Source organism: Geobacillus sp. Manikaran-105 (assembly GCF_002809955.1).
Lineage (GTDB): Bacteria > Bacillota > Bacilli > Bacillales > Anoxybacillaceae > Geobacillus > Geobacillus thermophilus.
The window spans coordinates 1-11509 of the sequence record NZ_PIJG01000070.1 but is presented as its reverse complement, the minus strand read 5'-3'; the positions used below and the strand labels follow the sequence as shown (position 1 = coordinate 11509).

Genomic DNA, 11509 nt, shown 5'->3' with positions numbered 1-11509 from the left:
GACACGCCTCAAAGAATAAGGATTGCTTGAAGCAGTCAAACTTCTTTGGAAGCCCCCACTTCAAATTTTCGCTAGAAAATTAAGTGGGGGTAGTTCACAGGCCAAGAAGATATGGTCAAGAGCGTCATTCAAGATCCTTGTTTTATATTGCCAAATAATCCGGACGATCAGCATGATACAAGACAAAAATATATAGATCTTGTGCAATTGCCTAAGTTTAAGTCGCTAAAGGCATTGGTCGTTATTGTCGACCATGAAGATGAAGCGTATGGTGACGTTGTTACCGTCATCGCCAAAAGCAGGTTAAACCAAGAGACAGGAGGTGCGATTTATGTTCGTCCAAAATTTACAGGAAAACGTTAAATACTCCTATGACTATGATCACGATGTTCTTTATATTTATTTGGGCGAACCAAAAGTGTCGTACGATGACGAAGCAGCTCCTGGTGTGTTTATCCGGTTTTCTGAAGAGGATGAGGTCATTACTGGCATTGTGATTATGGACTACAAGAAGCGGGATATTGAGCGTATAAAGAAGTTGATACCGGTGAATATTAATTTTCATATGATTAACGAACAAATCCATTAGTTTTGGCCGATTTTGCCTCTGGAATGGATTCCACTATATTATCCTTCGCTACGTTAATGCGGCTGGGGCGCACGAGCCGGGGGCAAAGCGGTTTTATTTTCTAGAGCTTAAGTGCACTGGATGGGAGCCGTATTTGACATAAACATTAGGACTTGATTTTATGCGAATATTTTCGTTATTTTTTGTATATTATGCAAAGGTTGCAAAATATGAGGTGCAACATTTGATTGAACAATTGAAACAAACGCGCATTATCTCCTCCTGAATGGGGGGCAGGGCTGATGTTTGATGCAAAACGAACACAACCGTTCTGCGCAGCCGCGGAACTTCAGGGCATAAAAAAGATGGCTTGTCAGTTTCGAACATTCGCTTTTCTAGTGAAGGGTATAGAGAACGAAACAGCGGAGGAAAAAAGGTTTTTCCAAGGGATCTCCCCCTTCCCCGTGATGCGGGTGGGAGGGGGATCAAATGTATTTGATCATCGCCGTTTCATCGCAACAGTCCAGTTTCGGGCAGTTTACGCAATCAATCCACACTTTTTCCGGCAGTGTTGATTTGTCCACGATCTCAAACCCGCATTTTCGAAAAAACTCGACTTGGTACGTGAAGGAGATTAACCGCTTCACCCCGAGTCTGGCTGCTTCGTTCGCAATATGTTCAACGAGCAGGCGGCCGATTCCTTTCCCCATATGGTCAGGAGATACGACGAGCGAACGCACTTCCCCGAGATCGTGCCCTAGGATATGCAGCCCGGCGGTGCCGACGATTTGGCTGTTCTCCCTGGCGACATACATGCATTGCAAGTGCTGGTAGATGGACAGCAGCGAGCGGGGCAACACCAATCCTTTTTCCGCATAGTGTTGGATGAGCGCGTGCATGTCTTTGACATCGCTCGTGACGGCATGGTCGATTTGCATTTGGATCCCTCGCGATCAATCGTCATTGTATATTTATAAATATACAATATTTTGTTTTTATATTCAACCACAGATTTTCGTTGGCTGGGGGATGTTTCTGTCAAACGCTGCGCGGCAGGAGGAAAAAGAATGCCATTGTCGAAAGAATAAAGTGTTTTTTGGAAAGCAACAGGAATATGCATTGGATGATGGCATATTGGTCGATTGAATCGTATGGAAGTGTAGGGTTTTTCATGAAACGAGGGGGAAGGATATGAGCACGATTACCACGTTTGACAGTACGGTCGAAAGTTTGCTTGATTTGCTTGAAAGCATTCAGGAATGTCGAACACAGCTTCCTGATTTTCAGAGAGGCTGGGTTTGGGATGACGAGCGGATTCGGAATTTGTTGATCAGTGTTTCTCTCTCTTATCCGATCGGTGCGGTGATGATGCTCCAGACGGGAAATCCGAATGTCCGTTTTGCCTCAAGGCCGATCGAAGGGGTCGATAACGTGAACCAAGTGGAACCGGAACGGCTGATTCTTGACGGTCAACAGCGGCTGACGGCGTTGTTTCAATCATTGAAATTGAAAGCGCCTGTAGCGACAAGAGACAAGAGAGACAAGGCAATCAAACGGTTCTACTATATTGACATTGACAAAATGTTAGATCCGAACGTCGACCGAGAAGAGACGATCGTCAGTGTTCCGGAAGACCGGATCATTCGCGGACCGGGAGGGAGGGTTGTTCTTGATTGTTCTGACTTGGAGAAAGAATGCGAAGCGGGAATGCTTCCGGTGAATTTGCTTTTCGATCCTGCGGGGTTGTTGGCGTGGCAGACGCGCTATTTTTCGGATTCAACGAAAATTGCGGAACGGTCATTGAAGTGGCAAAAGTTGATGACGGACGTATTTCCCCGTTTTCAGCAATATCAAGTGCCTGTTATTATGCTTCGGAAGCCGACTCCGAAAGAGGCGGTTTGCCAAGTTTTTGAGAATGTAAACACGGGGGGCGTCTCTCTGACCGTCTTCGAGCTTCTTACCGCCACATTTGCGGCGGAAGATTTCAAGCTGAGGGATGATTGGGAAGAGAAGGAAGCAAAATTAAAGAGATCTGGAGAAATTTACAACAAAGTGTTGGCCGATATCAGCAGCACCGACTTCCTGCAGGCAGTTGCGTTGTTGGCCACGTACAATCGACGAAAAGCGGGGGACGGCGTGGCGGTCAGCTGCAAGCGGCGCGACATCTTGCAGTTGACGTTGGCGGATTACCAAAGATGGGCGGATCGGGTGACGGAAGGGTTTATTCAGGCGGCTCAATTTTTGCATGAGCAACATGTGTTTTCCGCGCGCGACTTGCCGTACGGCACCCAGTTGATCCCGCTGGCGGCCATTTTTGTCGAGCTGGGAAAAGAGGCGCACAATGTTTGTGTCCGTGACCGAATCGCCCGTTGGTATTGGTGCGGTGTATTGGGTGAATTGTATGGAGGAGCGACGGAGACGCGGATTGCCCGTGACGTGGTGGAAGTCGTCGAATGGATTCGCGGCGGTGCGGAGCCGACGACGGTGCGGGATGCCCATTTCGCCGCTGATCGCCTCTTCACGCTGCGCACGCGAAACAGCGCCGCTTATAAAGGGTTGCACGCATTGCTCATGAGGGAAGGGGCGCGGGATTTCTTATCTGGGGTGCCGATCGATATTCAGACGTATTACGGCGAATCGATTGATATTCACCATATTTTCCCTCGTGACTATTGCGAAAAACGGGGGATTGAGAAAGCGAAGTACGATTGCATTATGAATAAAACCCCATTGTCCTATAAAACGAATCGGATGATTGGCCGTGATGCTCCAAGTGTATATTTGAAGAAACTAGAGGAGAGGAAAGGCGTTTCGGCAGCGGTGTTGGATGACATCCTGCAAACGCATGTCATTGATGTGGCATCGATAAGAGCGGATGATTTTGACCAGTTTTTTGAAAAAAGAAGGCTGGCTCTGCTTGCGATGATCGAGCGGGTGATGGGTAAGAAAGTGGAGTGAGCGGGACGGGAGGATGTTGTAGGGGAGAGGTTTTGGTTTATATTTCAAGTTTCAAGGAAAAGGAACAAATGCCTTGGAACGACGTATTCGCAGGGAGATCAAAGGGGGAAAACTTGGTGGAAAAACAGGAACAGATACATTGGCTGCTGGACAGCAGACAAATGGAAATAGAATATTTATGAATTGGAAAAACTGGCGGTGCAACTGGCCGATATGCGAAGTTCGTTTGGATCGGAAGCTGTGCAGGGGTAGGGGGACGGAAAAAGGCACTTGTTATCGTTGGGGAGAGGGCATGAACCAACGGCTGTTTGCGGAGGAAATGTGGAAGTCGTTGCTGGATAAGCTGTACGAAGGAAAAATGGTATCGACGTTCAAAGGGAAGGAAGCGTTTCGCGTTGTTTCGTTTTCCGATGAGGGGGTTATTGTGCGATTGAGTTCGAAGGAGAAGGATGTGTTTCTAAGCAAGAAGGCGATGGTCAATGTGATTGAGAAGCTCATCGCCCATGAAGATGGCGTGCGGAAAAAAATGGTGGACCCGGAATTCCGTCTAAAGTTAGGGCTGTTTTTGCTTCACCCGTGGACGGAGAAAGTGGTGCGCCAGGAGGAGGGGAAACGCCGTCCGTATTTGTTGTTAACGGATGAAGCCCGTCAGCGATTGGCAAGCGGCGAGTAGAGGGATTGACACACTGGGAAGTGCGCTCGCTTTGGCGGCCAAAGGCCAAGGGAAAAGTCCGACTGTTGCTTGTTCCACACGCCAAGAGCCATAGGGAAAAGACCAGTGATAAGAGCCGCGCGGTTGCGGCTCTTTTGTGCTGCCTATTTGTCCATTTCCTTTGCAAGGTCGGCGACTTCGGCGACGGTCAGGCCGGTTCGTTTGGCGATCTCGTGAATGGGAAGAACATCAAGCAAATTTTTGGCGATTTCGATGGCCTTCCGTTTTTCCGTTTGCTTGATCGCCTGCTCCTTTTCTTGCATGACTCTTTGCACTGCTTGTTCTTTTTCTTGTATCACTCTTTGCACTGCTTGTTCTTTTTCTTGTATCGCTCTTTGCACTGCTTGTTCTTTTTCCTGCATCACTTTCTTCAACATTTCTTCTTTTTCTTGTTCAAGTTCTTCGACTAACAGGCGAAACACTTTGTTCATTTTGATCCACTCCTTTACTTTTTCGGCGTATGACCGGTCGATGAATTTGTCTGTAGCGGTCAGAACGCCAGCGATGATGTGCAGCTGTTTCGGTTCGTCGCCGATCGCTTTCGCCAGCTCGATCGTTTTTTCGATCATCGTTTGCCGGTCGAAGCGGGTGTGCATGAGCGGCACGAGGATGAGTTTCATCGTTTCTTCCGGAGTGAGCGGTTCGCCGTTGTGGACTTTTTCTTCAATGGCATGGAAAATCGCATCGCCGTTGAATTCGCCAAGCAACACCGCTTTGGATGAAAGAAACACATCGCCGGCGTCAAGCTGTTCGCGGGCGCTCGTGACATCGCTTGTGTAGATCACAACGATGCGAATCGGGCGTATTCGTTTTTCCTGTTGATAGTATGTGTGAAGGATGCGGCAGGCATAATCAAGATACTTTAAATGGTTGTCGAGAAATCGTTCATTGCTTTCGTACTCCAGAAGCAAAATGGAATCGTCTTCGAGAAGAAACACGGTGTCGGCGCGCCGTTCATCCGCCCGTACAGACGGAAATTCGTTTGGAAGCAGTGCTTTGATCCGTGGGAGTCCGTGAAGTCCGTATACATCGAGGGCTTGGTTTTGGTACAATGCGCTCAGCGACTTGAACAAAATGTCTTTGGCGTGATGCGAGATCCCGCCTGGCATCGTCTTCACTCCATTCGCTTTTGACCTAATTATACTACTTGCCCGATCGATTGTCAGCTGCCATCGTGAGCGGAAACACGGTGTTCGTTCGGTGGGAGTGAATGACATCTTCTTGAAAAATAAAACGGGTTGTGACTCAGAACAGACGGATGAATGACGCTGTTTTGCCCTCACGGCCGGATAAACACTTCCGTTCCGTTCGGAACGATGGAGGCGAGTTCGAGCACGTCTTTGTTGTGCATGCGGATGCAGCCTTTGGATACGTATTTGCCGATCGAGGACGGGTCGTTCGTGCCGTGGATGCCGTAATGGACTTTGGATAAGCTGAGCCACATGGCGCCGAACGGACCGCCCGGGTTCGGCTGGCGGTTGACGATGACAAAATCGCCGACAGGCGTGGCGGTGACCATTTTGCCGACGCCGATCGGATACGTGCGGATCGTTCGTCCCCGGTGTTTTAACGTCAGCTGGCGGCGGCTGATCGAGATGTGGATCGTGTAGGGAATCGATCCTTTCGGCGGAAGGTGGGGGATGACGATCTCCTGCCCGGGAAAGATGACGGACGCGGCGGTCAACCCATTGGCGCGAAGGAGCGCCTCAACAGATGTGCGGTAGTCGCGGGCGATGGAGGCGATCGTTTCCCCGTGTTTGACGATATGTTTGTACATGGCATTTCGCTCCTTTTTTTCGCTGGATGGAGAAAATAGCTCCGATTGATGATACATTAGTGTATGAGAAGATTCGAATAAGGTTGCTCAAATGGGAAGAGAGTCTCATGCGCATGGCATGCGGCCGCCAATGCCGTATGAACGCGCTGTGCGTTAGTCTATACTTGATAGGGAGCGTTGCCTAACGGGTGTTTCTTGTCAAAACGTGTAGGTGAAAAAGGAGGATGGCGCGAATGAGAACGTTTGTCCTAAAACCGGAAGGACAGAAGGTTGATTACGAGCTGTATGCCGAGCTCTCCCCTGTCCCGCTTGAGATCATTGACGGCGATCTCTTTTTTACGAAAGAGGAGCGGGAAAACTTGCTTAAGCTGTTGATATACAATGTCGGCATTAATCGGACGCTTGAGATCATCGAGGAATGGAAGGAGCGGTGAAAGCGGCGCCCGGTCGATATCGGGGCCGCATCGATGTTGGGGGTTACGGGCGGTAAGGGAACAAAATGTTCTTTTCCCCTTTTTCTTTGGCGACGAAGACGTCTTGATGGATTTCGAACACGCCAAAAGCGCTATGGAACGTCTGAATGACGCGGACGCGATACACGTCGTGAAGCGGTTTGTTCTCATCAGACATCGACCATGACGACAGTTTTTCCACCTCATCGATGCGGTAGTCGAACGTCTCGACGCCGAAGTCTTGCATAAAGACGTGGGCGCGGCGCTGGATGTAGACGTCTTTTGGGAATTTCTTTTTCATAAGCGGGTGAAACAGCTCCCAAGAGCTGCCAAAATCCCCTGCCTGCTCGTAGCGGTAAAACGTGTCAACGATTTCCTTTGCCTCGTTCCGTTCGTTCGAAAGAAACAGAGACAAGATCGCCACCAACACGGCGACGGCAGTGAGAACCGCCACCCCAGTCCTGGCTCGGATCGTCTTTTGGCGGTAGCGTGGGAACATGGGGTCTCCTCTCCTCTCTGTTATACCATATGCACGATGGGCGGCGGATATGGGCAGGGAAAGGGCGGAAGCGCCGTGGCATGTGTCACAGGATAGACATACGGCCGCATTTTTTAGTCAAAAAATTCATCAGAGTGTAGTAAAATGGATGGCAGAAGTTGTTGGAAATGATGCACTAGCGTGAGAAACGGTGGTTTGTCCTATTTGGAGGCGGGTGAAAAGGCGGAGCGTTTAGGGCTCCGTTTTTCCTTTGCCGTTCCGCTGAAAACAGAGATGCAGGAGAGGTAGAGAGCGATGCGGAAATCATTTATTTATGCGCTGTTGGTCGCCATTATGGTTGCTTGGGGCTTGAACGTGACGGCGTTGAAAGTTTTGGTGGAGCATTTTTCGCCCGTCGCGTTGACAGCGCTGCGCATTCTAACGGCCGGGTTGGTCGTGCTTTTGTTTTTATGGGGGATCGGCAAGCTGGAACGAGTCAGTTGGAAGGAGGCGAAACAGATTGGTGTGGTCGCATTGTTCAGCGTCGTGGCCCATCACTTCTTTTTAGCGTTGGGAATTGCGAGGACGACAGCGGTGAATGCGGGTCTTGTGTTAGGGCTTGTGCCGCTTGTGACGGCGCTGTTGGCGATCGTGTTTTTAGGCCAGCGGCCGACGTTGTTTCGTTTGCTTGGCATCGCGCTCGGGTTTTTTGGCGTCGTGTTTGTCGTCGCGAACGGCGATGGCGGCCTCGGCCATTTGTCAATCGGGGATGTGTACATCTTTTTGGCCGTCTTGGCGCAAGGGATCAGCTTCATTATGATCAAAAAGGCGACGGTCGAGGCGCGGGTGATGACAGGGTGGATGCTCGTCTTCGGGTCGCTTTGGCTGTTTGTCTTAAGCCTCGTGCTCGAGCCGAGCGGCCTATCGAGTTTGAAAGAGGGTACGTTGCCGCTTTGGCTCATTTTCCTTGCTTCGGCTGTCGTGGCGACGGCGCTTGGCCATATGTTTTATAACCAGGCTGTTCAACATCTTGGCCCCGCTGAGTCGGCGGTGTTCATCAACCTCAATCCGCTCTTTTCGTTGCTTGGGGCGCACTGGTTGCTTGGTGAGCCGATTTCATGGATGCAGTTGGCTGGTTTTCTCTTCATCGTCGCGGGCGTGATGTTCGGCAGCGGGGGGATGGATGACGTGATCGCCCGCTTCCGCCGGGCGAAGGCGGTGGAGGGCGGAAGGAAGGCGGGGATGTAGTAGCCTTGGAATCCCCCACTTCTAGGCCTTGCGTGCAAGTGGCGAAACATTCATATCCAGGAATGGAGGGGGCTTCACATTGCGGTCGGCGTCTTGGCTGTCTCTTCTCGAAAAGGGACAGCCATTTTTGTGCCATCGGCAGGATTTTGCTTGATGATGTCGAAAAAGAGAATACGAAACGTATTCGTGTGAGGTGAATGTATGGCGATCGATCACGACCGGTTGTTCAAGGAGTTGTTGCAGACGTTTTTTGAGGAATTTGTGCTTCTCTTCTTTCCGGATATGCACGAGCATATTGATTTCAACCATTTGTCGTTTTTGTCCGAAGAGCTGTTTACGGACGTAACGGCTGGGGAGAAGTACCGCGTTGACCTGCTCGTCGAGACGAAGTTCAAAGGAAAAGACGGATTGATCATTGTTCACGTAGAAAACCAAGCGTACGTTCAATCGTCATTTCCAGAAAGAATGTTTCTTTACTTCAGCCGCTTGTTTGAAAAATACCGCACTCCGATCATTCCGATTGCCGTCTTCAGCTATGATGCCATCCGAGATGAACCCTCTTCGTTCACGCTCTCCTTTCCGTTTGGCGATGTGCTTGACTTTCGCTTTTTCCATGTGGAGTTGCGCAAGCAAAACTGGCGCCAATTCATCCGCACCGACAACCCGGTGGCGGCTGCGCTGCTTAGCAAAATGGGGTATACTGAAAGTGAACGAGTGGAACTGAAAAAGCAATTTTTGCGCATGTTGGTGCGTCTTGAGCTAGACGAGGCAAGACAGCGTTTGTTGATGGGCTTTTTTGAAACGTATGTGAAGCTGTCCGATGAAGAAGAACAACAGCTTCGAAGCGAGGTGGAACAAATGGAGACGAAAGAAAAAGAACGCGTGCTGGAATTGATCATTTCGTACGAGCAAAAGGGAAAAATTCAAGGCCGAAAGGAAGGACGGGAGGAAGGGCGCAAAGAGGGAGCGGAACAAGAAAAACGGCACATTGCGAAACGGATGTTGATGAAAGGGTTTGATGCGCAGACGATTCACGAACTGACCGGATTGCCTGTGACGGAGATTGAGGAAATGAAACAAAGCGGCTTCAAGTGAATGGAAATCAAACAGGCGGGGCAAAAGGCCAGCCCCGCCCTAGCGCGTTGGTTTTGCTGCTGTGGATTCCCGTTTGATCAGTTTCGTAGACAATAGCACTTCCTGAAAAGGTTCGTTCGGGTTGTCCCACCGCCATCGCAACAATTCCACCGCTCGTTTGCCGTAGCGCTTCAGGTCGATGTCGACGGTCGTGATTTTCGGCGTCGCGATTTGCGACAGCTGTCCGTTGTCAAAGCTGCAGACGGAAACGTCATCGGGCACTTTTAGCCCGTACTGCTGCAGGCCGGTGCTGACGAAAAAGCCAAGCCCGTCATTGACGCAAAACCAGGCGGTCGGCTGCCGCTTCAGCTCGCGGATGTAGCCTGCGATGACCGTTTCGTCCTCTTGCGCCTGGCAGAACATCCACTCCTCGTTCGGTTTCACTCCATAGTCTTTCAGCGCCAATAAGTACCCTTCATACCGCTCTTGATAGCTCGGCGAATAGTTGACGTCGCCGACAAACGCGATGTCAGTATGGTTGAGCTCCAACAAATGCTGGACGGCCACATACGCCCCGAACCGATTGTTTGTCAGCACCGCATCGGCTGGAATGTTCGGATGGTGATGGTCGACCAGGACGGTCGGGATGCCGGTGGCGACGATTTGTTGGATGTACTCGGTGCTGATGTGGGAAAGGACGATCACGCCGTCGACTTGTTTTTCCTCGATGAACGAAGGCAAAAGAAGCCGTTCTTTTTGTTCTTTGTTCACCGATTGGATGTGCAGCTTCATGCCGTGTGACAGCGCTTCCTGTTCAATGCTTAAGTAGATTTCGCCAAAAAATTTCAGCGAAAACGTGCGGTCGGAGGCGATGAGGGCGATTTGCCTCGGCGGTTTGCCGCGCGACTTCGCGCGGGAGGCGGGATATTCATACCCCATTTCTTTGGCTACACGCTTCACAAGCTCCCTCGTTTCTTCGCTGACCCCTTCTTTGCCGCGCAGCGCTTGAGAGACCGAGTTTTTGGAAATGTTCAGTCGATCGGCGATGTCTTGCATGGTGACGCGTTTTTTCATGTAGTCTACACCTACTATTCGATTTGCTTATCATTATTGTCATAAAAAGTTTAATTGGATTGAAAGTGCTCTTCGATTTCCACAAATAGATGACTTGTGATATACATAACAGCAAAGCAAAAAGGTCCAACAACAAGATACCAAGGTATTTTAGGAAAATGGTACAATAATAAATATAATAATGCAATAAGAGCTGATAAAATGATTGTCGTTTTCCACTTTGTCGTGAAGCACCAAATGGCTAATTTTATGGCAGCCCAACTTTTCATTTGAAAATAAGAAAGTAAAGGATATAAACCCGTGGTGCTAGATAAAACTCAGACAAGCATAAAAATAGCCCTTGCTGGCGGATCTCCAGTAGAATGAAAGTGTCACCCAACATTCGAAAGGAGAGATCCCCCATGCAAGAGCACTTTCATGCCGCTATTTTCTGTTTTGTTTCTGCCCAACTGTCGTTGATTCAAATGTATCTTCATCGCCGCAACCGTCACTTGGTCAAGCAAGAAGACGAAGTGGTCATGGCGGTTCACCTTTTGGGGAAGCTGCTGGGCTTTTCTTCCGAACGAGCCTGGCATCGTTTTGTCACGGGAAATTTGTTCACAAACGGCTCGTTTCTTGAACGCTCCCGATACAACCGCCGCTGCCGRGCGCTTGGTTTCGCCATCAAATGGATCCGTCATGAGCTGGCGAAACGTGGCCAACACCATGCTTATGCGGTCGTCGACAGCTTGCCTCTTCCGTTGTGCCATCCCGCAAGAATGCAGCGCGTCAAGCGRTTTCGAGGGATCGCGGATATGGGGTATTGTGCTTCCAAAAAGCAATGGTACTACGGTTTCAAGCTGCATCTTCAAGTGACCAAYCAAGGGCTGGCCATGGGCTATGTCGTGACGGAAGCGTCCTGCCACGACGTCAAAGCCGCTGAAACGGTGATGACTCAAATCCCTCATCCCTACAACTTTGGGGACAAAGGGTACATCAGCCACGCTCTTCGAGAAAAGCTGTACGAAGAACACCAAGCCGCGTTCTGGACACCGTCTCGACACMATCAAAAGCACGGCCCATCCAAGGCATGGGAAGAATGGATCAGGAAAAAACGCAAAGTCATCGAGACGGTGTTTTCGATTCTCGTAGACCAATACCGGATCACCGACATTCGAGCGAATTCCAT

General features: G+C 49.9%; 13 protein-coding genes. 8 read left to right on the top strand and 5 right to left on the bottom strand.

Features of this window, described 5'->3' with window-relative positions:
- Positions 1–111 precede the first annotated feature (111 nt).
- Positions 112–363, top strand: a complete 252-nt coding sequence (locus tag CV945_RS15440; RefSeq protein WP_225995681.1) for a hypothetical protein — start codon at positions 112–114, stop codon at positions 361–363.
- Positions 332–589 carry a DUF2283 domain-containing protein gene (locus tag CV945_RS15435; protein WP_033005702.1) on the top strand — a complete coding sequence of 86 codons (258 nt, stop codon included), beginning with the start codon at positions 332–334 and terminating at the stop codon, positions 587–589. The genes CV945_RS15440 and CV945_RS15435 overlap by 32 nt, the downstream gene beginning before the upstream one ends.
- 464 nt (positions 590–1053) lie before the next feature.
- On the opposite strand, the gene CV945_RS15430 is transcribed toward CV945_RS15435, so the two are convergent.
- On the bottom strand, positions 1054–1506 hold the full coding sequence (locus CV945_RS15430) for an N-acetyltransferase (RefSeq protein WP_100660112.1): 453 nt from the start codon (positions 1504–1506) through the stop codon (positions 1054–1056).
- Between the two features lie 253 nt (positions 1507–1759).
- Between CV945_RS15430 and CV945_RS15425 the strand changes: the two genes are divergently transcribed.
- Complete coding sequence (locus tag CV945_RS15425; protein WP_023634265.1) at positions 1760–3526, top strand: GmrSD restriction endonuclease domain-containing protein; 1767 nt, start codon at positions 1760–1762, stop codon at positions 3524–3526.
- A gap of 292 nt (positions 3527–3818) precedes the next feature.
- Positions 3819–4199: a hypothetical protein gene (locus tag CV945_RS17650; RefSeq protein WP_225995682.1), complete on the top strand. Its 381-nt coding sequence runs from the start codon at positions 3819–3821 to the stop codon at positions 4197–4199.
- A 143-nt stretch (positions 4200–4342) separates the two neighbouring features.
- Here the strand turns inward: CV945_RS17650 and CV945_RS15415 are convergent, their stop codons facing one another.
- On the bottom strand, positions 4343–5347 hold the full coding sequence (locus CV945_RS15415) for an RpnC/YadD family protein (RefSeq protein WP_100660111.1): 1005 nt from the start codon (positions 5345–5347) through the stop codon (positions 4343–4345).
- Positions 5348–5517: 170 nt separating this feature from the next.
- Positions 5518–6015 carry a L,D-transpeptidase family protein gene (locus CV945_RS15410; protein ID WP_011232750.1) on the bottom strand — a complete coding sequence of 166 codons (498 nt, stop codon included), beginning with the start codon at positions 6013–6015 and terminating at the stop codon, positions 5518–5520.
- Positions 6016–6248: 233 nt separating this feature from the next.
- On the opposite strand from CV945_RS15410, the gene CV945_RS15405 reads away from it, so the two are divergent.
- A complete protein-coding gene (locus CV945_RS15405; protein WP_011232749.1) occupies positions 6249–6449 on the top strand; it encodes a hypothetical protein in 201 nt (66 codons plus the stop codon).
- Between the two features lie 43 nt (positions 6450–6492).
- Here the strand turns inward: CV945_RS15405 and CV945_RS15400 are convergent, their stop codons facing one another.
- On the bottom strand, positions 6493–6966 hold the full coding sequence (locus CV945_RS15400; RefSeq protein ID WP_011232748.1) for a hypothetical protein: 474 nt from the start codon (positions 6964–6966) through the stop codon (positions 6493–6495).
- A gap of 294 nt (positions 6967–7260) precedes the next feature.
- Here CV945_RS15400 and CV945_RS15395 point away from each other — a divergent pair, with 294 nt between their 5' ends.
- Positions 7261–8193, top strand: a complete 933-nt coding sequence (locus CV945_RS15395) for a DMT family transporter (protein WP_100660110.1) — start codon at positions 7261–7263, stop codon at positions 8191–8193.
- Between the two features lie 201 nt (positions 8194–8394).
- Positions 8395–9288 (top strand): Rpn family recombination-promoting nuclease/putative transposase, encoded by an 894-nt coding sequence (locus CV945_RS15390; RefSeq protein ID WP_013524772.1) that lies wholly within the window; start codon positions 8395–8397, stop codon positions 9286–9288.
- Between the two features lie 39 nt (positions 9289–9327).
- Here CV945_RS15390 and CV945_RS15385 read toward each other — a convergent pair whose 3' ends face one another.
- Entirely contained in the window at positions 9328–10341 is a 1014-nt protein-coding gene (locus CV945_RS15385; protein ID WP_025039389.1) for a substrate-binding domain-containing protein, read from the bottom strand.
- Between the two features lie 401 nt (positions 10342–10742).
- Here CV945_RS15385 and CV945_RS15380 point away from each other — a divergent pair.
- Positions 10743–11509 (top strand): IS982 family transposase (locus CV945_RS15380; RefSeq protein WP_100660109.1); only part of this gene is annotated, 767 nt, incomplete at its 3' end.